Origin of the sequence: Mesobacillus stamsii, from assembly GCF_030814065.1 — a bacterium.
Lineage (GTDB): Bacteria > Bacillota > Bacilli > Bacillales > Cytobacillaceae > Mesobacillus > Mesobacillus stamsii.
Genome location: NZ_JAUSUN010000005.1, coordinates 58,772 through 84,883 on the forward strand (window position 1 = coordinate 58,772; position 26,112 = coordinate 84,883).

The 26,112-nt window shown below is 43.2% G+C and carries 24 protein-coding genes; 1 reads left to right on the forward strand and 23 read right to left on the reverse strand.

Annotated features, from left to right (window positions below; all coding sequences use genetic code 11):
• Nucleotides 1-33 precede the first annotated feature (33 nt).
• From ytxC to J2S25_RS05660, 18 genes are all read right to left on the reverse strand, one after another.
• Complete coding sequence (ytxC, locus tag J2S25_RS05575; protein ID WP_044393438.1) at nt 34-909, reverse strand: sporulation protein YtxC; 876 nt, start codon at nt 907-909, stop codon at nt 34-36.
• A gap of 131 nt (nt 910-1,040) precedes the next feature.
• Entirely contained in the window at nt 1,041-1,973 is a 933-nt protein-coding gene (gene dnaI / locus J2S25_RS05580; RefSeq protein ID WP_044393481.1) for a primosomal protein DnaI, read from the reverse strand.
• A 5-nt stretch (nt 1,974-1,978) separates the two neighbouring features.
• A complete protein-coding gene (locus J2S25_RS05585) occupies nt 1,979-3,385 on the reverse strand; it encodes a replication initiation and membrane attachment family protein (RefSeq protein ID WP_044393432.1) in 1,407 nt (468 codons plus the stop codon).
• A gap of 51 nt (nt 3,386-3,436) precedes the next feature.
• On the reverse strand, nt 3,437-3,895 hold the full coding sequence (gene nrdR / locus J2S25_RS05590; RefSeq protein ID WP_044393479.1) for a transcriptional regulator NrdR: 459 nt from the start codon (nt 3,893-3,895) through the stop codon (nt 3,437-3,439).
• 130 nt (nt 3,896-4,025) lie between these two features.
• The gene (locus tag J2S25_RS05595; RefSeq protein ID WP_044393431.1) at nt 4,026-4,430 is read right to left on the reverse strand and encodes a hypothetical protein; all 405 of its coding nucleotides are present in this window, start codon (nt 4,428-4,430) and stop codon (nt 4,026-4,028) included.
• A gap of 104 nt (nt 4,431-4,534) precedes the next feature.
• Complete coding sequence (gene speD, locus J2S25_RS05600) at nt 4,535-4,915, reverse strand: adenosylmethionine decarboxylase (protein WP_044393430.1); 381 nt, start codon at nt 4,913-4,915, stop codon at nt 4,535-4,537.
• Between the two features lie 241 nt (nt 4,916-5,156).
• Entirely contained in the window at nt 5,157-6,188 is a 1,032-nt protein-coding gene (locus J2S25_RS05605; RefSeq protein WP_044393429.1) for a glyceraldehyde-3-phosphate dehydrogenase, read from the reverse strand.
• A 188-nt stretch (nt 6,189-6,376) separates the two neighbouring features.
• Complete coding sequence (gene coaE / locus J2S25_RS05610; protein ID WP_044393427.1) at nt 6,377-6,973, reverse strand: dephospho-CoA kinase; 597 nt, start codon at nt 6,971-6,973, stop codon at nt 6,377-6,379.
• A 26-nt stretch (nt 6,974-6,999) separates the two neighbouring features.
• Entirely contained in the window at nt 7,000-7,632 is a 633-nt protein-coding gene (gene ytaF / locus J2S25_RS05615; protein WP_307191463.1) for a sporulation membrane protein YtaF, read from the reverse strand.
• A gap of 84 nt (nt 7,633-7,716) precedes the next feature.
• Nucleotides 7,717-8,544, reverse strand: coding sequence for a DNA-formamidopyrimidine glycosylase (mutM, locus tag J2S25_RS05620; RefSeq protein ID WP_044393421.1), 828 nt, complete (start codon nt 8,542-8,544; stop codon nt 7,717-7,719).
• Nucleotides 8,545-8,570: 26 nt separating this feature from the next.
• On the reverse strand, nt 8,571-11,198 hold the full coding sequence (gene polA, locus J2S25_RS05625; RefSeq protein WP_044393420.1) for a DNA polymerase I: 2,628 nt from the start codon (nt 11,196-11,198) through the stop codon (nt 8,571-8,573).
• 298 nt (nt 11,199-11,496) lie between these two features.
• On the reverse strand, nt 11,497-13,263 hold the full coding sequence (pnpS, locus tag J2S25_RS05630) for a two-component system histidine kinase PnpS (protein ID WP_044393417.1): 1,767 nt from the start codon (nt 13,261-13,263) through the stop codon (nt 11,497-11,499).
• A complete protein-coding gene (locus tag J2S25_RS05635; RefSeq protein WP_044393414.1) occupies nt 13,260-13,973 on the reverse strand; it encodes a response regulator transcription factor in 714 nt (237 codons plus the stop codon). Before J2S25_RS05635 ends, pnpS begins: the two co-directional genes overlap by 4 nt.
• 178 nt (nt 13,974-14,151) lie before the next feature.
• Complete coding sequence (locus tag J2S25_RS05640; RefSeq protein ID WP_044393412.1) at nt 14,152-14,628, reverse strand: MaoC/PaaZ C-terminal domain-containing protein; 477 nt, start codon at nt 14,626-14,628, stop codon at nt 14,152-14,154.
• Between the two features lie 78 nt (nt 14,629-14,706).
• On the reverse strand, nt 14,707-15,645 hold the full coding sequence (gene mdh / locus J2S25_RS05645) for a malate dehydrogenase (protein WP_044393410.1): 939 nt from the start codon (nt 15,643-15,645) through the stop codon (nt 14,707-14,709).
• Nucleotides 15,646-15,719: 74 nt separating this feature from the next.
• The gene (gene icd / locus J2S25_RS05650) at nt 15,720-16,988 is read right to left on the reverse strand and encodes an NADP-dependent isocitrate dehydrogenase (RefSeq protein ID WP_044393408.1); all 1,269 of its coding nucleotides are present in this window, start codon (nt 16,986-16,988) and stop codon (nt 15,720-15,722) included.
• Nucleotides 16,989-17,148: 160 nt separating this feature from the next.
• Nucleotides 17,149-18,270 (reverse strand): citrate synthase, encoded by a 1,122-nt coding sequence (gene citZ, locus J2S25_RS05655; RefSeq protein WP_307191464.1) that lies wholly within the window; start codon nt 18,268-18,270, stop codon nt 17,149-17,151.
• A gap of 363 nt (nt 18,271-18,633) precedes the next feature.
• The gene (locus J2S25_RS05660; protein ID WP_307191465.1) at nt 18,634-19,092 is read right to left on the reverse strand and encodes a DUF441 domain-containing protein; all 459 of its coding nucleotides are present in this window, start codon (nt 19,090-19,092) and stop codon (nt 18,634-18,636) included.
• 286 nt (nt 19,093-19,378) lie between these two features.
• Between J2S25_RS05660 and ytvI the strand changes: the two genes are divergently transcribed.
• Nucleotides 19,379-20,500 carry a sporulation integral membrane protein YtvI gene (gene ytvI / locus J2S25_RS05665; protein ID WP_307191466.1) on the forward strand — a complete coding sequence of 374 codons (1,122 nt, stop codon included), beginning with the start codon at nt 19,379-19,381 and terminating at the stop codon, nt 20,498-20,500.
• 92 nt (nt 20,501-20,592) lie between these two features.
• Here the strand turns inward: ytvI and J2S25_RS05670 are convergent, their stop codons facing one another.
• The 5 genes from J2S25_RS05670 to accD form a co-directional block, all read right to left on the reverse strand.
• On the reverse strand, nt 20,593-20,979 hold the full coding sequence (locus J2S25_RS05670; RefSeq protein WP_307191467.1) for an FxsA family protein: 387 nt from the start codon (nt 20,977-20,979) through the stop codon (nt 20,593-20,595).
• A gap of 153 nt (nt 20,980-21,132) precedes the next feature.
• Nucleotides 21,133-22,893 carry a pyruvate kinase gene (gene pyk / locus J2S25_RS05675; RefSeq protein WP_044393398.1) on the reverse strand — a complete coding sequence of 587 codons (1,761 nt, stop codon included), beginning with the start codon at nt 22,891-22,893 and terminating at the stop codon, nt 21,133-21,135.
• 32 nt (nt 22,894-22,925) lie between these two features.
• Nucleotides 22,926-23,885 carry a 6-phosphofructokinase gene (pfkA, locus tag J2S25_RS05680; RefSeq protein ID WP_044393395.1) on the reverse strand — a complete coding sequence of 320 codons (960 nt, stop codon included), beginning with the start codon at nt 23,883-23,885 and terminating at the stop codon, nt 22,926-22,928.
• A 301-nt stretch (nt 23,886-24,186) separates the two neighbouring features.
• A complete protein-coding gene (gene accA / locus J2S25_RS05685; RefSeq protein ID WP_044393393.1) occupies nt 24,187-25,164 on the reverse strand; it encodes an acetyl-CoA carboxylase carboxyl transferase subunit alpha in 978 nt (325 codons plus the stop codon).
• Entirely contained in the window at nt 25,149-26,033 is an 885-nt protein-coding gene (gene accD, locus J2S25_RS05690) for an acetyl-CoA carboxylase, carboxyltransferase subunit beta (protein WP_044393392.1), read from the reverse strand. The genes accA and accD overlap by 16 nt, the downstream gene beginning before the upstream one ends.
• Between the last annotated feature and the right edge of the window lie 79 nt (nt 26,034-26,112).

Consider the following 26,112-nt stretch of genomic DNA (forward strand, 5'->3'; position numbering starts at 1 on the left):
TTATAGTTTGTAATGTTTTGAAAATCAAGTGGGCTATCGGATGTTTTCATGATCTTCATTCAAAAAATTTACTCTTTCCTGTTCGAAAGTGGAAATTGGGTTGATTTTCACCCGTTCCTCAAACAAGTTAATGATCGTTCTCACTAACGGCTGATGCGCATCATCAGTGTAGAGGAAAATCGTTTGCGGTGCGATCGACAGCAGCGGCGCAATCGTTCCGGAATCGACGTAGACTGGGTGATTGACAAGCAGTCTTCGGTCAATCGTTTTAACCAATTCATTCCGCTTCATTTCCGTAAACTCCTGATTAAAGAAGGCCATATTTTCATCGATGACCAAATATAAATAAGGCATTTGCGGGCTTCTGTCTTTCAAAAAACTTCGCAATGTATGAAGAAACACCTGATACTCCTGTTCCATTTTATACTCATCAATGGCGATTTCTATCCATTTGGTAAGCTGTTCAAAATAAGCCTTCAGCCTGAATACGACAAAGGAATCAAACGAAAATGAGATCCGCTCATCAAGAATATCATTGATTGACTTTTTAATGTCCCCTGGTTCTTCGACACCTTCGATAAAAGTGGCCAGTTCCTTTCGGTTCCCTTCGAGGACTGAATAGAGGATATCCAGGATTTGATCCTGTTCTTCCCTTTCTGTGTAAAAATAAGATTCTGCTAGGATGCTTCTTAGCCAGTCATCCCGTTTCAGTTTCAAGATAAAATCATGCAGGCATATCTTCAATTCCGCTAATTTTCCTGTCGCAAAAAACGCTTCTGGAATCAACACTCTATTTTGATCTTCATTTAGAAGAATGGAACTTTTTTCCTGCAAAGAAGCAAGTCTGGTAACTAAATATTGGTATAATTTCCAGGCATCCTCGTTTTTTTGGAAGATGATTTCAATCAACCATATCCCCCCTTTTAAATAATCCCTGATTATATATATGGGGGACTTAGACAATTTAGAAGTCTCTAGATGGCCTGAGAAAAAGTAAAGAACAAAAAAAATAGGCTACAGCCTTCTCGCTGCGCCTACTTTTACACTCTGCGGTTCTTGCCCTCTACTTTAACCGGCTGAGCAAGGTATTTGATTCGTTCCATAATTCTTGCCGCCTTTAGCTGCTCTTCTTCTCCTCGTTGGCTGTGTGTCAGATGGTGTTCAAGCCCGGGAAGATCGTAGTTGGAAGTAAAAAAGGTAGGTAAATTTTCAAGCATGCGAAATTGCAGAATTGTTCCAAGGATTTCATCCCTGACCCAGCTGCTCATCGTCTCCGCTCCAATATCATCAAGCATCAGGACATCGGCCTTTTTGATCGCTTCCAGCTTGTCGTTGACCGAATGATCCCCAATCGCATTCTTCATTTCTCTGAAAAATTCCGGAACATATACAATCAAAGAACTGATCTGCTTTTGGGCCAATTCGTTGGCAATCGCACCAAGAAGGTATGACTTGCCCGTTCCGAACGGTCCATGCAGGAACAAACCTTTTTGTTTCAGGCCAGGTTCATAGTTTTCAACAAAATCCTTCGCCAATTTTATCGCTTTGAATCTCGCCGCGTCATCCAGTTCAATTTCCCCAAAGGATGCTTTAAGGATTTCCTTCGGCACATAGATGCTGTTGATCAGCCGAGCGTTCTTTTGCTGCTCATCATACATGACCTTCTTTTTACAGCGATCGTATTTAACATCAATGTATTTGCCTTTAATAAAAAGCTGAGGTTCATAGCCTTTGATCATATTTTTGCAAGCTGTGAGACTTTCACAATTTTTACAATTCTTGCTCTGGTTGGAATACTCATACAGCTTGGACATGCTGCCATCAAGCATTTCCCTGGTGATAAAGTCTGCATTTTCATCGAGGAATTGTTTGATGGTCTGATCTTGCATGACCTGTCTTTTGAGTGCCACATACCGGTCCTGAAAGCTTTCGTTATTAGCGAGCTTTTTCAGCGTTTCGTTTATGTTTTGCAGCTGAATCACCTCCCGGATTTAAATTTTTTCAGCTCTTCCTCCAGCTTTTTCTTCTCTATTTCAAAGTCAGGATCTTCTTGATTTTGCGGTTGATCCCGTCCATTCTCGCTCTTTTTCTCAAACCAGTCCGGCAACACTTCCTTGCGGACAGATTTCCGTTTTCCTGATGCAGCTGGCGTTTTCTTTCCTTCTGCCCAATCGAGGTATTGTCGATGTTCACTTTTCGCCAGCTCCATGGCATCCGTTACCGTCGAGATTTTTTTCCTCGACCAGTGGCTGGCGATTTTCTCGATATATGCTTTTGTCAGCTTCATATTTGTTTTGATCATAACATATTGGACCAAAACATTCACGACACCCGGAAGCAGCTTTTGCTTGAACATGACTTCTTCAATGATCTGCAGATCAGATTTGGAAGGTTCAGCACCGCCTGATAAATCAATCAACAGTTGTCTAGGAGATGTTTTTTCAAAATAATGAACCAATTCTTCTTCTTTCGTTTTTGGCTGATCGATCCCAGCTTTGTGCGGAAAAGGCTGAGTTCGGTCCAATAATGCCGGCAGTTGGTCCTGGTATTCAAATTGGTACCAGTCTCTGGCCGCCTTTCTCAATTCCTCGATATCGATTTCACTATCATCTGTAACCGCACTCAAGACGATATTTTTCATCTTTATTGCATCAATTCCGTACAGGAAGGCAAGATTGCTGATTGCTTCTTTCACCTTTGTCGTAAAAGCCTTTTTAGGGATCAAGGAATCCTGAATCCCTCCGACTAACAGATCGAAATTAAATTCTGCCGTGTTTATTTGGATTTTGTTAGATTCCTTCCTGCCGATGAAGGTTTGCGTTTCCGCTTCAGTAAGATCGGCGGCTGAATCCTCATTATACAAGAGAGCCTGTGGCGGAACAGAAAGAAACACATCTTGAAAAGCCTTGGTAATCTCAGAATATCCTGGCTCTGCCTCAGGCAGCTTGTCACTAAAAAACTGCTTCAGTCTCAAGAACTGATTTTTTCCGATTTTCCGATATAAATACACATTCAACATACCATCCAGAAAAAATTGTTGCGGACTAAGCGGCGGCTGTAATTCATAAATGAAGGAACGGCCATCTTCACTATTTTTCACATACGTCTTCAGCAACCCCATGCCTTCAAGTTTTTGGCGGGCATGAAAAATTTCCTTCAAATTCAGATCCATGATTGCCATCAGGTTATGATGTGTACCAGACTGCGACCAAAGCCGATTTTCTTCAATTTCAGCCCACAAGGTCATATACAAGCTTAAGCAAGTCGGACCAATCAGCGGCTGGTACAAAAAGGTGAGCACCTTGCGATCATAATCATGCAGCAGGCCGCCGGCTGCAACATGATACCGGTCAATAGGCACGGTCTCTTGCCAATGCTGCGTCATCCTTTTCCCCCCCACTCTGTCCATTACAATCGATCACAATTTCCCTATATGTTATTGTTCTTTTTTCAACAGCTCTTTCAGTTCATCAATGAAAACATTGATATCCTTGAATTGACGGTAAACGGAGGCAAAGCGGACATAGGCGACTTCATCAATTTTGGCCAGCCGATCCATTACCGTCTCACCCACTGCCTCACTCTTGACTTCTGATACCCCATGGCTTCGCAGTTCTTTTTCCACCTCGGAGATTAAATCCTCCAGCTCTTTTAGGGCGACCGGTCTTTTTTCACATGCCTTCAGTAAACCGCGAAGGAGTTTCTCCCGATTGAACTCCTCACGAGTACCATCTTTTTTCACAACAATCAATGGGATTTCTTCTACTTTTTCAAATGTGGTAAAGCGAAAGCCGCAAGCTTCACATTCCCGTCTTCGGCGAATGGATCGGCTGTCGTCCACCGGTCTTGAGTCAAGTACCCGAGTGGAATTATTTTGGCAAGTTGGACATCTCATCTCGATCAGCTCCGAATAGTTAAAATAGAGAATATATGAGCGAAGGACCATTCGCTTTATCCACCAAAAAGTCCATAAGCAATCTTTATCTCTTTATCTTATAAAAAAGCAGCATTTGGAACAAGAGAAACTATTGATTTCCATATTTACCTGCTCCAATGAAGGGAAATGTTTTACCTAACTTTTCGTATATCTTGAATACTTCTTGTCTCAATGCAGGATTCATTCCTGCCAATGAAAACCTTTCTGTAGAAATATGTAGGTCGACCGCTGTCTCAAATGGTTTTGTCGTGATAATGGTTACGGTTAAAAAACTCTGAATCCTGCCGTTTAGCTCCGCCGAGATTTCCCCATGTTCCTTTGATACGCTTGTAATTCGAGCTGTGGGATCAACTTTCAGCAGATCCTCGACTGCCTGGAATACCTGATTGAAATTTGCTTTATAATAACGGGTACGCAATTGTTCATCGCTGTTATTTTCACTCGTTCCACTGTATTTCTCGTATCGCCTAATGATCGATTTTAAAAAAGACATCGATAATCCTCCTGCACCTTTTTTCTATCTACAGTTTACCTTACTTTTGCCACAAATAAAAAGAGGTGTATCGCTACACCTCTTGAAATTTTTCATTTTTTTAATTATAGAGCCTTCGCTTGTGCTTGTTTGACATGCACAGGACCCATACCGCGTGGAATTTCAATATTTTCACGTGTTTGTGCACCTAGAGCTTCAGCAATATAGTCTGCTGCAATATTAGGATCCAGATCGCCGCATGTGTAAACATCAATGCTGGCGTATCCGTGCTCCGGAAAGCTGTGAATAGTTAAATGAGATTCAGAGATAATGACAACTCCGCTCACACCCTGCGGCGCAAATTTATGAAAAGCAACTTCGCGGATTTCAGCACCTGATTTCAAAGCAGCTGAAACGAAAGTTTGTTCAATAAAATCCATATCATTCAATTTTTCAAAATCGCATCCCCAAAGTTCAGAAATTACATGACGACCTATTGTTTCCATATTCAATTTCCCCCTCTAACAATATTAGAATGAAATTCCTATTTTCAATGGTATCTTAACTACCACGGGGGAAAGTTAGTCCAAAGAGGTCCTAACCCTTTAAGTAGCCAATTGGTACCGCTATTAAGAAGTTCACGATGACTAGTATACTTCGTTTATATTTATTTTGCAACATATGAAATTAAATTTTTCTGTAACGAACAAAAGCCTGCCGATTTGGCAGGCTTTTCTGTATGGTTCCTTATCCAGCCTTTAAAGCTGCTGAGATGGACATTGCCTCGGCAACGTGTTTAGTCAAGTCTACTACCCTGCTTGAGTATCCCCATTCGTTATCATACCACGCAAGTACCTTGACTTTGTTGGCGCCAATTACCATTGTAGACAATCCATCAATGATTGCTGAGTGTTCATTTGTATTGAAATCGATGGATACGAGGGGATCGGTTGTGATGTCCAGTATACCCTTAAGTTCCCCTTTTGCAGCTGCATAGAACGCATTGTTCACTTCATTGGCAGTTACCTCTCGCTTCAAATCAACAACCAAATCTACAAGCGAAACATTTGGTGTCGGTACCCTTAGTGCCATGCCGTGGAGTTTTCCCTGCAACTGTGGAAGGACGAGTGACAGCGCCTTTGCTGCCCCTGTTGATGTAGGGATGATGGATTGCCCGCAAGCCCGCGCACGGCGCAAGTCTTTGTGTGGGTTATCAATATTATTTTGATCATTTGTATAAGCATGCACAGTTGTCATCAAGCCATTTTCGATTCCAAAATGGTCATCCAGCACTTTTGCGACAGGTGCCAGGCAATTCGTCGTGCAAGAAGCATTGGAAATGATGTCATGCTCCCCAATGTTTAATGCATTTTCATTCACGCCCATCACAATCGTAACATCTTCATTTGTGCCTGGTGCAGTGATAATAACCTTCTTTGCACCTGCTGTTAGATGAAGTGACGCCTTGTCACGTGAGTTGAATTTTCCTGTAGCCTCGATGACAATATCAACTTTCATTTCTTTCCACGGAAGCTCAGCAGGATTGCGATTGCTTAATAGTCTGACAGCTTTTCCATTTACCATCAAGTGACCATCAGCTGAGTCAATCTCTCCTTGAAATGGACCATGAATTGAATCATATTTAACCAAATGCGCCAGTGTTTCAGCTGGATAGCTCGCATTAATCGCTACAACCTCAAGATTTTCCTCAAGAATGGCTTTCCTGAATACCATTCTGCCAATTCTCCCAAAACCGTTTATCGCTATTCTCGCCTTCATAGTACGGCCCCTTCCAAAATAGTGTCATACTTATATCCCGTTGTTATGGTATTAGTATAACATATTTTCCTTTTCCGCGAGATATAAATGCACACATTATAAAATTTAAAATAATTCTGATATTCATTATCAGGGAATATGGCCTAGGATAGGAACGAGGCAAAAGAAAAAAGAGCCTATTCAGCTCTTTAGATTGCCCATTTATCCAAAATTTTCATTAATTGCTCTCTTGATTGCTCGATCGTACCGTTATTATCGATCACTTCGTCAGCCAACACAATCTTATCCTTCAAGGGCATCTGTGATCTGATTCTTGTAATTGCTTCCTCTTCGCTAAACCCATTCCTGCCTATCAGCCGATCCAGCTGTGTTTTCTCATCGACATAGACAACGATGATTTTTTCAACCAAGCCTGTTAGCTTGCTTTCAAACAGCAATGGAATATCCAGAACCACGGCTTTTTCATTAGAAGCTACCGCTTGCTGCCTTTTAATCGCCATTCGCTCGCGCACTGCAGGATGGACGATCGAATTGAGCTTCAGCCTTTTTTCCTCGTTGGCAAAAATAATGGATCCGAGGGCGGAACGGTTAATGCTGCCATTCTGTTCTAAAATTCCCGGACCGAAATGACGGACAATTTCCTGATATGCTTGTTCTCCTGGTTCAACAGCAAGCCTTGCCTCTATATCGGCGTCGATCACAGTGATGCCAAGCTCAGTGAACATCGCCGATACCGTGCTTTTCCCGCTCGCTATCCCTCCTGTTAATCCAATGATTAGCGTCATCTACTTTTATCCCTTCATCCAGTTTGCTAGAGCTTTAGCAGTCCAATGACGATCAATAAAATTCCTGGTACAAATGAAAACTTCTGCAACCAGCTACTCTCTGAAAAATAACTGCCCATTCTCATGCCGGCGTAGACGAACAAGGAACTCATGAACGCCACCGTCAAAGCAAGATACCCAGGCGAAAAGCCTAATAAAGCCGCACCAATCCCGGCTCCGAATGCGTCAAGAGAAAGAGCAAGACCAAGCATGACTGCTTCCATTCCATTGATGGTTCCCGATTGGTCAAAGTCAGCCGACATCGGTTTTCTTAAAATATTGATCACAATGCCTAGTGATTTAATTTCAAAATTCAGGATGATTTTTTCATGACAGTCCAACTCTGACTGGTCCTCGCGGAAAAACTGAAATAATACCCAGCCACCCAATACGATCAAGAACATACCACCTAGCATCTCTGCCAATTCAGGTGAAAAAAAACTCTCGAGAAAATGTCCGATCAACATTGCAACCATCAGTACAGCTGCTGAACAGAGCGCAATGACAGCAATCGATTTAACCGGAAATTTCATTTTCCGCAGTCCATACGTTAGCCCTACACTGAAACTGTCAATACTGACAGCGAATGCAAGTAAAAGCAGCGAGATTATTTGTGCCATATCAAAGCCCCTTCCTGTCAATCGCTACGTTAGTATATGGAAGGAGCCTAGATATGGTGAGAAAATCAACAGGCGATTATAGTTTTACAGTTTTTGGCATGTTGGACAAAAGTGGGTCCCTCGTCCACCGACGACCGTTTTTTCCAATAGTGTGCCGCACACTTGGCACGGTTCATTTTTGCGTCCGTACACGAGCAGCTGGAGCTGGAACATGCCAATCTGGCCCTGGGAATTGACATAGGAGCGGATGGTGCTTCCACCCTTCTCCACAGCCTCCGAAAGCGTACGGACAATTTCCCTGTAGAGGACAATTTCTTCTTCCTGAGACAATGAATTAGCAATCCGTTCCGGGTGGATTTTCGCCCGAAAAAGCGCCTCATCGACATAAATATTCCCAAGGCCGACAAGGATCTTTTGGTCAAGCAGCGCAGGCTTTATTTTCCGAGTGGTCCTTTTAAGCTTTTCCGACAGCCATTCTACTGAGAAATCGGCTGAAAATGGCTCAGGCCCCAAATCAGCGAGTGGCTGCGAATCAAATTCCGTCCCTTTGGCGTAAAGGTGCATCGTCCCAAATTTGCGGACATCCCTATAGCGCAATTCTTTCGCGTCGGTAAAATGAAAAATGACATGTGTATGTTTTTCAACAGGTTCTTCTGCGCTGAACAAACCGTACTTCCCTTCCATCCTAAGATGGGAGACAAGTGCATAGTCATCGGTGTAAAAGATCAGGAATTTGCCTCTTCTGCCGATTTCGTTGATTGTCTGTCCGCGCAGGGCATCCGAAAATTGTTCCACTTCATTTGGCTTTTTAATCATCTTTGGCCAAAAAACGGATACTTGGGCGATTTCTTTTCCCAAAGCGAGCACCTCAAGCGTGCGTCTGACTGTTTCTACCTCTGGAAGCTCAGGCATCCTATCCCGCCTTTCCTCTTCTTACTTTATTTCGCATCGTACCATGTTGGCCCGTAGGAGAAGTCCACCTTCAAAGGTACCTTTAAATCGATTGCGTTTTCCATTACTTCCGGAACTATTTTTTTCAAGCGCTCTATTTCATTCTGCGGCGCTTCAAAAATTAATTCATCGTGCACCTGAAGGAGCAGCCTCGTCTTTAGCCCTTCTTCACGCAGCCTTTCCGCCATATCGATCATCGCCTTCTTGATGATATCAGCCGCGCTTCCCTGTATGGGTGTATTCATCGCCGTCCGTTCAGCAAAACTTCTCAGATTGAAGTTGCGCGCAGTAATTTCCGGTATGTATCTGCGACGGTGCAGCAGTGTCTGGACATACCCCTTCGCCTTCGCATCTTTCACGATTTCATCCATATATTCTTTTACACCTGGATAGCTCTCCAGATAGCGTTCAATAAATTCCCCAGCTTCTTTTCTTGAAATGTTCAGGCTTTGTGATAGGCCATAATCGCTGATTCCGTACACGATTCCGAAGTTAACCGCCTTCGCATGGCGGCGCATATTCGAAGTAACCTCCTCTTTGCCGACATGGAAAACTTCCATCGCTGTCTTTGTATGGATATCCATATCATTGCGGAATGCATCGATCAGTTTTTCATCCCCGGCAATATGGGCGAGGACACGCAGTTCAATTTGCGAATAGTCGGCCGCAAAAATCACCCAGTCTTTTTCTGAAGGAACGAATGCCTGCCTGATTTTCCGCCCTTCCTCCAGGCGAATAGGAATATTTTGCAGGTTAGGGTCCGTTGAACTGAGCCTGCCGGTAGCAGTCAACGCCTGGTTAAACCTTGTATGGACTTTATTTGTCTCCTTATTTACAATCTTTTGCAACCCTTCAATATAGGTTGACTGTAGCTTGCCAAGCTGGCGATAATTCAGTATTTCTTCGATGATTTTATGCTTCGATGCCAATTTTTCCAGGACATCTGCAGAAGTGGAAAAACCGGTCTTCGTTTTTTTAGCAACAGGAAGACCGAGTTTTTCAAACAGAATTACTCCCAATTGCTTCGGTGAATTGATATTGAATTGTTCTCCTGCTAGCTCAAAAATTTTCGTTTCGATTTCAGCAAGCCTGGATTTGATTTCTTCACCCATATTTTCGAGGCGAACCGTGTCTAACTTGACACCCTGGTATTCCATATCTGCCAGCACCAGCGATAATGGCATTTCCAAGCTGCTGAACAAATCATGCTGATCATTATCCCATAGATCCTGCTCAAGCTTTTCCTTTAAGGCTACAAGAACATCTGCCTTGCGCACCAGGTGCTCCGCTAGTTTGGTTTCTTCGGGAATCTTACGTTTGGCACCTTTTCCAAAAACCGCTTCGTCGGATTGGACAATCAGGAAGCCATGCTGCCTGGCGATGGCAGCCAGATCATCCGGCGATTCGGAAGGATTTAGGATATAGGATGCCAGCGCGACATCGAATTCAGCACCTTTAAGATGGATGCCATGATGGCGCAATGAAACCTCAGAACGCTTCGCATCGTAGACTATCTTTTGGCTGGACTCATCTTCAGCCCACTTTTTGAATGCTTCCGATGCCAGCGCCGTTTTTACAGGCAGATAGTAGTGTCCAGTTTCATTCACAATCGCAAAACCGACGATATCAGCGTAGTGATAGTTATCCTCAAGGATCTCGACGTAAAAGCCGTTTTCTTTCGCAAAAATGTCTTGGTCAACTGTGTCAATCTGCTTATACTTCATGTCTTCAAGCTCGATCGTTTCCGTCACATCCGTGTCAAGCTTGTCCAATAACGAGTTAAATCCGAGTTCTTTAAACATTTTCACCAGCTTCTCGTTCTCTGCGCCTTCATATTCCAGTTCACTCAACTCGATGACTATCGGCGCTTGACGATTGATGGTTGCAAGTTCCTTACTCATGATCGCCTGGTCTTTGAATTCTACAAGCTTATCCTTGAGTTTTTTTCCACTAACCTGGTCAAGCGATTCCATCAGCTTTTCTAGCGAACCGTATTCCTTCAACAGCTTAATCGCTGTCTTTTCACCTACACCAGGAACTCCTGGGATATTATCTGAGGCATCCCCCATGAGGCCTTTCATGTCAATAATTTGTATAGGGGTCAGCCCGTATTTCTCCTTAATATGATCAGGGGTATACTCCTCGATATCCGTTATCCCTTTCCGAGTGATGTTGACAATCGTTTTATCTGAACTCAATTGAGTTAAGTCCTTATCACCGGATATGACCTTTGTATCAAAACCTTCTTTTTCTGCTAGCAAACTGAGGGTCCCGATAATATCATCGGCTTCATAATTTTCGAGTTCATATTGGGCAATTCCATAAGCTGTCAGCAATTCACGGATAAAGGGGAATTGCTCAGAAAGCTCTGGCGGCGTCTTTTGCCTGCCACCTTTATATTCACTGAAGGTTTTATGCCTGAAGGTTGTTTTTCCTGCATCAAATGCAACAAGAATATGGGTAGGCTTTTCCTCCTCAAGAATTTTCATCAGCATCATCGTAAATCCGTAAACTGCATTTGTATGTATTCCTTTTTCATTATTCAGCAGTGGCAAAGCGAAGAACGCACGATAGGCGATACTGTTGCCGTCAATCAATACAAGCTTCTTGGACATGCCATCCCTCCTCCAGGATCATGAGAATTTTCTTCCTATTTTATCACGAGAGACGATAGAAAGAAAAAAATAAGAAAAAAGCACAAGCGGGGTCTGCTTGTGCTTTTTTCGGTTCCTTGGATGAAGGGGTTTTCACTAATGATGATACCCGTAAAGTGTTAAGAGAAAATAAACCTCTTGTTAAGTCTATGTAAATTTGGAAAACTTCTCTCAACCGTTCCCTTCAAAAAACCTTCTTTTCGTCTGTGTTGAAATTTAAGTCCCTTCTCCGTTCTCAAAAAGCCACTTGATCATCTGCTTATCGAGGCATCTTCTTATAGAGTTTAATCGTGAAGGTGGTTCCTTTCCCGACTTGACTGGTTATCTCTATTTGTCCTTTATGGGCTTCCACGATGTGTTTGACGATGGCAAGGCCCAGGCCCGTTCCTCCTGAATTCCGGCTCCGCGCCTTATCGACTCGATAAAAGCGTTCAAAGATCCTTGGAACCTCGCTTTTTTCAATACCAATACCTGAATCCTTTACCAACATAGAAACTGTGTCTCCGTGGTCAATTAAATTGACCTCCACTCTGCTGCCGTTTTGAGAATAAGTGATCGCGTTGCTGACGAGATTGATCAGTACTTGCTTTAGCCTGTTCGCATCTCCTTCAATGACCACCTGTCTTTCTGGCTCTTCAAGCAAAAGCGTAATGCCCTTTTCTGCAGCTTTTCCTTCTAACATTTCCATCACTTCCACTGCTTGCTGGCGGAGATCCACATCTCCAGCTGACAGATGGAAACCATGCTGTTCAATTTTGGAAAGGTCTAGCAATTCCTGAATCAACACTTGAAGCCGGTCACTTTCTTTCAAGATGATTTCAAGGAAAGCTGCCAGTGTAGCTTTATCATGCATCGCGCCATCCAGAAGTGTTTCAGAAAAGCCCTTGATGGAGGTAATTGGTGTTTTTAGCTCATGCGAGACATTGGCCACGAAGTCTTTCCTCATCTGTTCAAGTTTTTTCAACTCGGTAATGTCATGGAATACAAGGAGTATTCCTTTCCAGACATTGCTCGTACCGATGATTGGCACTCCATACACTTCGAAATGACGCCTTTCAATTTCAATCGGAAGGACGACTTGCTTCCTTACTTTTTGCTCGGTCATGAAAATTTCTTCCACCATTCGGATGATTTCCTCATGTTCGATCACTTCATAATATAGTTTATACAAATATTCAGAAGGCTCCACATTGAAGATTTCCTTGTAGGGCTTGTTAATCAAGTTAATAAATCCCCTGCTGTCAATCAAGATCAGACCGCTGCCCATATTTTCGATCAATGTCGTCAGTCTGTCCTGCTGAGATTCCTTCTGCCTCATCAATTCCTGAAGGTTCCTGGCAAGGATATTGATGGACGAACTCAGCATACCCGTTTCATCTATGTGATCCTCATAGGTCCTTGCACGATAGTTTCCTTTTGCCAGCTCAATCGCTACATTTGTTGCAGATTCAATTGGTTTCGTGTAGCGGTTCGTAATCCTTGTAACGAGGAGGATGATCACTACCATTGCCATGCCTAGACTAAAGGTAAGAATCCACCAAATTTGGCGATATGCTTTCTGAACTTCATCAATCTTTGTTGTTAGAAATACATAACCTTCTTTTTCACCGGTGTGAAGGAGGGGATTCCAATAATAATGAAGATCAAAGGCGCCGTTAACTTCAAGATCGTTTTGCTTATTAGGCGTCTTTTTCACAATATTGCTAATAATGTCTTTATGTTTGCTGATTTTTGTGCTGGATAGCTCCCCTGTATCATAATGGATCTCACCATTTAGGTCTACGATCGTGATTCTGGCGTTTAGCAATCGGCTCATCGTTGAAATTTCTTCTCGATCCAGTGAGCCAAGCCCTCCATTTTTTTCAATATTAGAGGTTAAAAGATTGATTTCAATCTTTAATCGTTCGTTAAAAGAATTGATATAATAATTTTTAAATAATTGCCCTAACACAAGACCGAGGCCTATTAGTACGATGATAATCAAGGTAATAAGGGCAAATAACAGCCTTGTCCTGTACTTTGTCATTCTCCCTTCGGTTCCTCCAGCTTATAGCCAAGTCCGCGGATTGTTTTGATATAGGACGGCTTTTTTGTGTTTTGTTCCACTTTTTCACGTAAATGGCTTATATGTACATCGACAATTCTTGTGTCCCCAGCAAAATCATAATTCCAGACCGCGCTTAATAGTTGATCCCGCGTCAAGACCCGGCCTTTATTCCTCGCAAGATAGAGAAGCAATTCGAATTCCTTCGGGGTTAAATCGAGCATATTCTCCATGAAATAAGCTTCATAGAAATCAGGCATAATCCTCAGTTCGCCAATATTGATCTGGCCCTCATCCTCCAGTTTTCCCTCAGGATCCGGCACTGCCTGCACCCTTCTTAGGATGGCTTTTACCCTTGCGACAACCTCTCGCGGGCTGAACGGCTTTGTCATGTAATCGTCTGCACCCAGCTCTAGGCCAAGCACCTTGTCAAACTCGTCATCCTTTGCTGTCAGCATTAAAATGGGAACATTGACTTTCTGCTGCCTGAGTTGCTTGCAAACTTCCATGCCGTCAAGCTTAGGGAGCATCAAATCCAGGACCATCAATTCGGGTTTTTCTTCTACAGCAAGGCGAATCCCTTCCTCCCCGTCCATTCCGGTCACAACTGAGTAACCTGCCTGTTCAAGATTATACTTTAACAATGTCACAATAGATTGTTCATCATCCACAACCAATATTTTCTTGTTCATGTAAGCCTCCAAAAAAAGTTATTACCCCTGATTCACCCAATTCGTTCTATCTCCATTATACTATCAATTCATAAAGGAAAATCAAATTAAAAAAAGAGCGGATTTTTTTCTTCCGCTCCAACTCTTATTTTATACAGTCCACTCTGAGTGCATCAAACAATCAGGTACATCGAATACACTAAAAATTTTCCAATGCCTTTCCATCCATTTGCTGAACTGGGTATGGCGGACAGACAAGCAATTGTCCCTTTACCACTGTCTCCTCCTCTTCATTTTTTCCAGTAACTGCAATCACAATATGGTGCTTGCTTCTGATGACCTCGGTCACTTCAAACAGGAATTGTACTGTTCCATAATGATAGACTGGTTTTACATATTCGAGATCTTGCTTAAGAATATGGCTTCCAGGTCCTGGAAGGTACTTGGAAATAGCCGAAGTAATAATCCCATTCAGCATGATCACAGGAACAATTGGCTTTTCATATGGTGTTTGCGATGCATAATCATGCTGGATATACAAAGGATTCGCATCATTGGTCAAGCCTAAATACAGCAGCAGGTCTTTATCTTCGATTTTTTCTGTAAGTGTTAATTTTTCTCCGATAGTGATTTCTTCTATTTTCCTGCCAAGCTTACGTTTTCTACCAAGCAACAATTTGCATCTACCCCTTTGCAATCGAAGTGTAAAAAAATCGGGGAAAATTCCCCGATTTCTTAAAGCGAGATATCAGCCTTACGCTAGCACAGCCATTACCTTACGGACTGCCTCCGCAGATTGATCTAGTGCAGATTTTTCTTCCGCCGTTAATTCAAGCTCAATAACTTTCTCAATTCCACCGGCTCCCAGAATTGTCGGAACTCCTAGGTAAATTCCTTCATATCCATATTCCCCTTCAAGATAGGCAATTGCTGGAAGAACACGGCGCTGGTCTTTAAGGATCGCTTCACACATTTCTACTAGTGAAGCTGCAGGCGCATAATAGGCACTCCCATTCCCAAGAAGGTTGACAATTTCTCCTCCGCCTTTGCGTGTACGCTCTACAATCGCTTCCAGACGTTCTTTTGGAATTAATGTCTCAAGCGGAATCCCTCCTGCATATGAATAACGCACTAGTGGCACCATATCATCTCCGTGTCCTCCAAGAACAAAACCTGTTATATCTTTTACAGAAAGATTCAATTCCTGGGCTACGAATGTACGGAAACGAGCAGTATCCAACACTCCAGACTGGCCGATTACTCTGTTTTTAGGAAAACCAGATTCCTTGAAAATAGTATAAGTCATCGCGTCTACAGGGTTCGTCAATACAACAATGAAACTGTTTGGGGAATGCTTGGCTATTTCCTGGGCGACATTTTTCATAATTTTCTGGTTCGTCTGGACAAGATCATCCCGGCTCATGCCGGGCTTGCGGGCAATACCTGCAGTAACAACGACGATGTCTGAGTCTTTCGTATCTTCATAGCTGGATGTACCGGTAATATTGGCATCGAATCCCTGCACTGGGCTCGCTTCAAGCATATCAAGCGCTTTGCCCTTTGTGGCGCTTTCCATTTGCGGGATATCGACCAATACTACATCCCCGAGTTCCTTCTGTGCCAGCAAGAATGCAGTTGTTGCTCCTGTGAATCCTCCACCAATGACTGAAATCTTTTTGCGTTTCAATGACATCAGGCTTCCTCCTCAGATCGAATAAAATTTTTATGTAAAGGCTACCCGTTAAATGGATAGCCTTTCCTACCTTTTCAGCCCATGTTCTTGATCAGTACATCGCCAAACTCAGAAGTTTTCACTTCTGTGGCGCCATCCATCAAACGAGCAAAATCATATGTTACAACCTTTGAAGCGATCGATTTTTCCATTGATTGAACGATCAAATTCGCTGCTTCAATCCAGCCAATGTGTTCCAGCATCAGGACGCCGGAAAGGATGACAGATGAAGGGTTCACCTTGTCCAATCCAGCATATTTCGGTGCCGTTCCATGTGTAGCTTCGAAAATGGCATGACCTGTTTCATAGTTAATGTTAGCCCCAGGAGCAATTCCGATTCCGCCTACTTGTGCAGCAAGCGCATCAGATATAAAGTCGCCATTCAGGTTCATCGTTGCAACCACATCAAACTCCTTTGGACGAGTAAGAATTTGCTGAAGGAAAATATCTGCAATCGCATCTTTTACAATGATTTTGCCTGCCGCTTCTGCATCAGACTGTGCTTTATTCGCTGCATCTGTTCCTTGTTCTTCCTTGATCCTGTCATATTGAGCCCACGTGAATACTTTATCGCCAAATTCCTTTTCAGCAAGTTCATAACCCCAGTTTTTGAACGCGCCTTCTGTGAATTTCATGATATTGCCTTTATGTACTAGTGTTAAAGATTTGCGGCCTTCTGCGATAGCGTACTGGATTGCTGCACGTACGAGGCGCTCAGTTCCTTGTTTGGAAACAGGCTTAATGCCAATACCTGAAGTTTCAGGGAAGCGGATTTTATTTACTCCCAATTCATTTTGCAGGAAGTCAATAAGTTTCTTGACGTCATCAGAACCGCTTGCATACTCGATGCCAGCATAGATATCCTCTGTATTTTCACGAAAAATAACCATGTCAGTATCTTCAGGGCGCTTAACAGGTGATGGCACACCTTCGAACCAGCGAACAGGGCGCAAGCATACAAACAGGTCTAACTCCTGGCGCAGTGCAACGTTCAGAGAACGGATTCCTCCGCCGATTGGGGTTGTCAGTGGACCTTTGATTGCGATCAGGTATTCTTTGATCAACTCTAATGTTTCGCTTGGAAGCCATTCGCCAGTTTGGTTAAATGCCTTTTCACCAGCAAATACCTCTTTCCAGACAATTTTCCGCTCGCCTTTGTATGCTTTTTCAACCGCTGCATCAAGAACGCGGACAGAAGCTGCCCAGATATCCGGACCTATGCCGTCACCTTCGATAAAAGGAATAACTGGATTGTTTGGTACGTTTAAAACTCCATCTTTGACTGTGATTTTTTCACCTTGCATTGTTTTCTCTCCCTCCAAAATCCTCGTTTCAAAATCAAAGGTTAGCAGCCCTTATGCCTCTAACCTTTGCTCTTCGGAAGCCAGGCATTGATGACTGACTTCCCTCACTCTCCTATTACAGCAATTTTTCACTAAAAAGTAAAATATTGCAGCTTCTTTTTTATATTCCTCTCCTTTCAATGGCAACATATTCCTGCTTTCCTGGACCGATATAATCGGCGCGAGGACGGATCAGGCGATTGTTGTCATATTGCTCAAGGATATGGGCAAGCCACCCGGATACACGGCTTACGGCAAAAATTGGTGTAAACAGATCATGATCAATGCCTAGACTGTGATAGACAGATGCAGAATAGAAATCTACATTTGGCGGCAGGTTCTTTTCCCCTGTTACGATTTCTTCGATCTTAGTGGACATATCGTACCAGTGTGGTTCACCGGTAAGCTCAGTCAGCCGTTTAGACATTTCTCTTAAGTGCTTTGCACGAGGGTCTCCCTGGCGATAGACACGGTGTCCGAAGCCCATGATCTTTTCCTTGTTCGCAAGCTTTTGACGGATTGACGGCTCCACATTTTCAAGCGTGCCGATTTCAGTCAGCATTTTCATCACCGCTTCATTTGCTCCTCCGTGTAGCGGTCCCTTCAACGCACCGAGGGCAGCGGTAACACCTGAATATACATCAGAAAGTGTCGCAACACACACGCGTGCAGTAAAAGTGGAAGCATTGAGTTCATGGTCGGCGTGAAGGACAAGCGCCTTGTTCATCGCTTCTACCGCTATTTGTTCAGGTTCCTCGCCTGTCAGCATGTAAAGAAAGTTCGCTGCGAAATTAAGGTCTTCTCTTGGCGGTACTGGCTCAAGACCTTTTCGGACTCTAGCGAATGCCGCAACGATTGCTGGCATTTTCGCCTGCAGACGGACCGCCTTTCGATAATTCGCTTCTTTTTCCATTACATCAGCTTCATCATCATATAATCCTAAAAGTGACACAGCCGAGCGGAGGGCAGCCATTGGATGGACTTTATCGATTGGATACATCTTGAAATGCTCGAGTACTTCCTTAGGCAACGCTGCATTTTCTGCAAGCTGTGTCTTCAATTCTTCCAATTCTGCCGCTGTAGGAAGCTTGCGATGCCATAATAAGTAAATTACTTCTTCGAAACTAGCATTTTCAGTTAAATCATCAATATCATAACCAACATACGTCAGCGTATCATCGATGATCGAACTGATTGAAGATGTTGTAGCCACTACCCCTTCAAGACCACGTGTTACTGTCATACAAATCTCTCCTTTGTCGTTTAAATTCCCCATACCCCATCATTTGTCTGTAAATGAATTGCTGTACAAGACAGCGATCAGAAAAAAGTGATTTTCTGACATATTTTCGAAAAGCCGAACCATACGCCGGCGACAGACCGATCTTACTAATTTTGCCATTATAAGCTGTTTTCGAGCGCTTGCTCAAGTAACCGGCAAAAAAGAAAATGCTTACATTTTTGAAAAATAAAAACAATGAATTCCTGCATCTCTCCAATGCCTGCGCATAATTGGAAGCAGTTACAAGTCCTATTATAAACAATTATCTGATATTTGTGAATGAAAACAACTTAATTCAGAGGAAAATATTATTTTAAAAAAAGGCTATTTAAAAAGATCAAAGATTTTCATTGCGGCGTAGGCAATCCCTGCACCTATCAGCGGACCAACGGCTACTCCTTTAAAAATGGAAACCGCCAAAATCGTGCCTAGGACGAGCGCAGTTGTGATATGGGGATCTTCCGCCAGCAAAGTCACACCGCCTTTTGCAAGCAGCGCAACTGCCATTCCCGAAAGAAGAGCTATCCATGCATATGGAGATTTGAACGCGCCAGATAAATCCTTGAAGCCGATATCACCGCTAGCAATCGGGGCTAACACAGCTATGGTGATAACCGTCACTCCCCAGTTAATCCCCTTTCCCTGGATAAGCGAAAATGTTTTTGCTTCGACACCGGCAAGCTTCATCACCAGAAGGACCAGCACGGCAATGATTAATGATTGATTTTTGGCTGCGAAGGCAATCACCAGCAAAGTCAGTAGAAATATCAAAGGTTGAAACATCAATTTGTCATCCTTCCAAGGTTAAAACTATTTTAACATAATTAAAAAAAAGACTCTTCCACTTTTCCATTTTCTACTATATTCCACAGAAACTTGTTCATATTCCCTTATTTATTATTCAGCTACTTGAGGTTTTTAAAGGAATTATCAGAAGAAAGGCGAATCTTTTTTATAGACAGACTGTATATTGTTGCAGCATAACATTTCAGGAACACCGCCACGACTTGCATGTTAGTCAATAAGAACGGATTCTGCAAGAATGGCGATTCCAAAAGGAGGAACCTGATTGAATTCCATCTATCTTCATCGAACCCTGCGCTTTTTCCTGGTCATCAGCGTGATTATCGCAGGAATATTTGCGCTGTTTTTTGTCTCAAAAGTCACTTATCCATTTATCATTGGGTTCCTGATTGCATTTATGATGAATCCGATGGTCAACTTTTTTCAGGAACGGCTGAAAATGCCGAGATCACTGGCAGTGATCATTGTCCTTATCTTAATCCTATCTTTGTTTGCGGGGCTGATTACATTGCTCATTGTCGAAATTGCTTCCGGAGCTGAATATCTCGCAAACGTTGTTCCTGAACACCTTGTTACCCTGATTAATTACATAGAGCACTTATTTGCTGCGCAGCTCATTCCACTCTATAACCAACTGGCAGGAATGTTCCAAAGCCTTGATACAGGTCAGCAGGACACGATTATGAACAATATTCAAAGTGTCGGCGCCAACATTGGGACGACAGCAGGCACTTTCATTAAGAATTTTTTCGAAAAAATCCCGAATATCCTTACATGGTTCCCTAATGCAGCTACCATTCTCATTTTCTCCTTATTGGGAACTTTTTTCATCAGCAAAGACTGGTACAGATTGTCAGCAATCAGTAATAAGCTGCTGCCAAAACGAGCAAGAACAAGCAGCCGTACGGTGTTTATCGATTTAAAAAAGGCGTTATTTGGATTCATGAAGGCTCAGGCTACCCTTGTATCACTTACTACAGTTATCATCCTGATTGGCTTGCTGATCCTTCGTGTCGATTATGCGATCACGATTGCCCTTGTTGCCGGGATTGTCGATATTGTTCCCTATCTTGGCACGGGAGTTGTCTTTGTTCCATGGATCATCTATGAAGCAATTGCAGGTGACACGGCTTCCGCAATTGGTTTGGGCGTTTTATATATTGTGGTGCTTGTCCAAAGGCAGGTCATGGAGCCGAAAATTTTATCTTCCAGCATCGGCCTTGATCCGCTCGCCACTTTGATCGCTCTATTTGTAGGATTTAAAACCATTGGCTTTCTCGGTCTGATTGTCGGTCCAGTCATCTTGGTTGTCATCAACACCCTGCAGCGTGCGAACGTTTTTCACGATGTATGGACATTCATAAAAGGAAAAGAAATCATTAAATGACAGTGGATTTTGCTGACTATCCTCTGATCCCGGTTCCTTTGCATCTAAAACAGCATACAAAACGCCAACCATCAAAAGTTGGCGTTATAAAGTCAGCGGATTACTTTGATGGTTCCTTTATCAATCCAGTTACGGAACTGTTTCAGCATCAAAGCTTTGAAAAACTTTCTGGTAGGAGGAGCCAGGAGCAAGAACCCTAGAATATCAGTGATAAACCCAGGCGTCAGAAGGAGGATTCCTCCAGTTAAGATGCTGATTCCATCCAAAATCACATCTCCTGGCATCATGCCTCTCCTTACTATTTCCTGTGTTTTTCTGATGGTTTCCAAGCCTTGTTGCTTCGCTAGAAAAGCTCCAAGGAATCCAGTCAAGAAAATGAGAACGATCGTCGCCGGAATGCCAATGGTCTGTCCGGAAAACATGAGTATCCCAATTTCTGCAGCCGGAACTATCACTAAAATCAAAAAAATATATTTCATGTTACACCTCAATTTGTTAGGAGATTGCGTGTCTTTCTCTTTTATTATATGTGCCGAATTGAGCAGAACACAACTTATTTGGTTTTATGACTTCACACATGCCTTAACAATAAAAGGATGGAGAGCATGCCTCCATCCTTTTATCTTATCTTTTTAAAGTACGCTTGCGTGGCCTTTGTAAATGACACCTCTTGCAGAATCAACGGTGATTTCCTGACCGTCATTAAACAGAGTCATTGCATTCTCCACTCCGACGATAACTGGGATGCCTAGATTTAGTCCGACTACAGCTGCGTGGCTTGTCAAACCGCCCTCTTGCGTGATTAATGCACTGCACTTTTCAAGCGCAGGCACCATGTCGCGGTCAGAACCAATTGTAACAAGAATACTGCCTTGTTTTACCTTGCTGATGGCTTCTTGTGCATCTTTTGCTAAGACTACTCGTCCGTATGCAGACTTGCGGCCAATCCCTTGTGCTTTTGCCAAGATACCGCCGACTACATGGATTTTCATCAAATTGGTTGTCCCAGCTTCTCCTACTGGAACACCTGCAGTAATGACTACGAGGTCTCCATGGGAAACATGTCCGCAATTGACACTTTCTTCAACGGCACTCGCAAGCATTTCATCCGTCGTTTCTGCCTTTTGCCCTAGCTGAGGATATACTCCCCATACAAGCGCAAGGCGACGGACAACATGATCGTTAGATGTAACCGCGATGATCGGTGCCTTTGGGCGATACTTTGAAATCATCCGTGCAGTGTGACCACTTTCGGTTGGAGTAATGATCGCATTCACTTCTAGGTTAAGTGCTGTATGCGCAACCGATTGTCCGATCGCATCGGTAATATTGTGTTCTGTCTCTTTGCTGCGCAATGACAGCAATTCCTTATGATTTAATGCACTTTCTGCACGTGAAGCAATATTATGCATGGTTTGTACAGCTTCTACAGGGTATTGTCCAGCTGCTGTTTCGCCTGAGAGCATGATGGCGTCACTTCCATCGAAAATTGCATTCGCCACGTCGCTGGCCTCCGCACGGGTCGGGCGCGGGTTGCGCTGCATAGAATCTAGCATCTGTGTAGCAGTAATAACCGGCTTTCCTTGTGTATTGCATTTTTTGATCAAATCTTTTTGAACAAGTGGTACCTCTTCTGCAGGAATCTCCACTCCAAGATCTCCACGCGCCACCATGAGGCCATCAGAAACTTCTAGAATTTCGTTGATGTTATCAACGCCTTCTTGATTCTCAATCTTAGGGATGATTTGGATGTACGATCCATTGTTTTCTTCCAAAAACTGGCGGATTTCCAATACATCCGTTGCGCGACGGACAAATGATGCTGCAATGAAGTCTACCCCCTGCTCAATACCGAATAGAATATCTTTCCTATCCTTCTCGGTAATTCCCGGAAGGTTTACCGAAACACCAGGCACATTCACACCCTTTTTGTTTTTAAGAATCCCAGCATTTAGAACTTTTGTTTTAATTTGATTTTCTTCCTTGTCGATGCTGGTTACTTCCAGCCCAATCAAGCCGTCATCTAGGAGAATTTTTGCCCCTGGATGGACATCGTCAATTAGCTGGTCATATGTTACAGAGAATTTCTCCGATGTTCCTAAAACTTCGTTCATGGAAATGATGCATTCCTGACCTGTTTTTAATTCAACCGCACCATTTTCCATATCGTTAGTGCGGATTTCAGGGCCTTTCGTATCGAGAAGGATGCCTATCTTTTTCCCTGTTTTTTCTGCAGCCACTCTGATATTTTTGATACGCGCAGCATGTTCTTCGTGATTTCCATGCGAGAAATTCAAGCGAGATACATTCATTCCAGCTTCAATCAATTGAGTTAATTTTTCTACACTTTCACTTGCGGGACCAATCGTACAAACAATTTTCGTTTTACGCATAGATTGCCACCTCCTGGTTTACTGAAAAGCAATTAAATAGAAAGCTCTTGTGATAATTTATATAAGTTCATGTCAAGCGTGTGTTCTTTTCCTAGTGCTTCAATAATGTCATAATCCACTAGCTGATTCTTTTCCATCCCAACAGCTCGTCCGCCTTTTCCTTCTATAAGCAGCTCCACTGCACGTGCGCCAAGACGGCTCGCGAGTACCCGATCAAATGCAGTTGGGGACCCTCCACGCTGGACATGTCCGAGAACCGTAACCCTTGTATCGAAATCTGTCTCTTCCTTTAATTGCTTCGCAAATTCATAGCCGCTTACGACGCCTTCAGCCACAACAATAATGCTGTGTTTCTTGCCTCGTTCATGTCCTTTTTTAAGCCGGTTAGCAATATCAGTCATATCATAATGGTCTTCTGGTATTAGGATCGTTTCAGCTCCGCCTGCTAAACCTGCCCACAAGGCAATATCTCCTGCATTGCGTCCCATTACTTCCACGACAAACGTTCTTTCATGTGATGATGCAGTATCGCGGATTTTGTCGATCGCATCAATTACTGTGTTGAGTGCAGTATCAAAGCCAATGGTAAACTCTGTGCCAGGAATATCATTATCAATGGTACCTGGAACGCCAACACAAGGGAAACCTTGTTCGGTCAAAGCCTTTGCTCCCCGGTAGGATCCGTCACCGCCAATGACGACCAGACCGTCAATGCCGAATTTTTTCAGTTGTTCGATTCCTTTTTGCTGACCTTCTTTCGTTTTGAATTCTTCACTGCGTGCTGAATAAAGGAATGTTCCGCCACGATGGATAATGTCACCAACTGAACCAAGCTCCAGTTTTTCGATCTTTCCCTTCATCAATCCAGCATACCCACCAATTACACCATAAACCTCGATATCATGAAAAATCCCTTTTCTTACTACAGCACGAATCGCAGCATTCATTCCAGGTGCATCCCCGCCACTCGTTAAAACTCCAATTCTTTTCATTTTCATTCACCTCATTCGGTATTATCTATGTACTTTGCTGCTTTTCCAATCGTTCCTTCCTGAATAACATGAAGAAACAGCAACGAAACTGGAAAAACATCACTCAAACTAATTACTGGTTATCCTGTTAGCATCTCTTATTATAAACCAGAATACCCGGGAATATTTCTAAAATAACATGTATGGGGGCGCTATCTCAATAGAATCCTCCATATTGACAATAAGTTGGAATTATCATGTAATTGCAAGCGCTTTTTTTATGAGGTTACTTTAAAAAATAAAACGTGCACTTTCGCACGTTTTATTTTACCCCGATCCGTTCGGTTGGAAACGAAAACTCGCCAATTCGTTTATATTTCTCATATCGCTGGTTCAACAATGTCTCTTCATCTAGCACTTGCAGCTTTGACATGGAGTCTATTAAAATTTTATCGATATACTTTGCTTGCTGCTGCAAATCTTTATGCGCTCCACCCTTTACTTCTGGAATGATTTCATCTATAATTCCCAGTCCTTTAAGGTCGGGAGCGGTGATTTTCATCGTTTCAGCTGCTTTCTTCGCCAACGAGGAATCCTTCCAAAGGAGCGCTGCTGCGCCTTCAGGAGAGATGACTGAATAGGTCGAGTTCTCCAGCATGTGAATATAATTTCCAACTCCGAGCGCCAGTGCTCCACCACTTCCGCCTTCGCCAATGACGACACAGATGACCGGAACCCTCAGGCCAGCCATTTCGAACAGATTGCGGGCAATTGCTTCGCTCTGTCCTCTTTCTTCTGCCGCTTTTCCAGGGTAAGCGCCTTTTGTATCAATGAACGAAATGATCGGCCGCCGGAATTTTTCAGCCTGCTTCATCAAACGCAGTGCTTTCCGATAACCCTCCGGATGGGGCATGCCAAAGTTCCGGCGTATATTCTCCTTCGTATCTTTGCCGCGCTGATGGCCAATAACCGTTATTGGATAGCCGTGGAACTTGGCGATCCCACCAACAATTGCTTCGTCATCTCCAAAAGTTCTGTCCCCATGACATTCGAAAAAGTCTGTGAACAGCAACGAGATGTATTCAAGTGTTGTTGGGCGATTAGGATGACGAGCTATCTGTACCCGTTCCCACGGTTTCATGTTCCCATATATTTCTGTTTCAAGCTTTTGCAGTCTGGCCTCAAGCTTATCGATTTCAGATGTTAGATCCACGTCGGTATTTTTCATGTATTCCTTAAGCTCACTGATTTTCTTTCTTAATTCCACTACCGGTTTCTCAAATTCTAGTTCTCCTGCCATTCGAACGTCCCTCCTGGCTGATGAATGTCAAGTATTGCTGCAATCTTTTCCTTCATATCAACTCTCGAAATCACAGCATCGAGCTGCCCTTGCTTTAGCAAAAATTCTGCTGTCTGAAAGTCTTCCGGCAGTTCTTCTCGAATTGTCTGTTCAATAATCCTTCGGCCAGCAAAGCCAATCAGCGCTCCAGGTTCGGCGAAATTGTAATCTCCAAGACTGGCAAAGCTTGCAGAAACTCCTCCTGTGGTAGGATGCGTCATAACAGAGATGATCAATCCGCCGTGATCGCTGAATCTTTTTAGCGCAACGCTTGTTTTCGCCATTTGCATCAGACTCAATACACCCTCCTGCATCCTTGCTCCACCTGACGCGGTAAAGATAATGAATGGGATGGACAATTCATCAGCCTTCTCAATCGCTCTTGTAATCTTTTCGCCTACCACTGATCCCATGCTCCCCATTCTAAAATGGGCATCCATGATCGCGATCGCAGCTTCATATCCTTTTACGGTGCCTATGCCAGTAACTACTGCCTCATTCAATCCTGTTTTTTTGCGGTCTTGTTCGAGTTTTTCTTCGTACCCGGGGAAGTCGAGCGGATTGCCTGAAACCATCTCCCGGTCCAGTTCCCGAAAGCTTTCGAAATCCAAGAAACTATTAATTCGTTCAGCTGAATTCATCTGGAAATGATACTCGCATTGTGTGCATACTTTGTAGTTCTTGTTTAGTTCTTTTGTATACAAGATTTTTTTGCAGTTCGGGCATTTGGTCATGATTCCTTCAGGAACATCCTGCTTCGCCGCTTTAGAAGGAATGGTTGCGTACTTTTTCGGTTTTGTTTTCGTTTTCGTAAAAAGTTCCTTAAGCAATATGTAACCCCCTCCGAATCATACTGGTTGATTTGTACTATTCTCCATTTGTTAGGAACTGCTTCTGCTTATTCTTTCT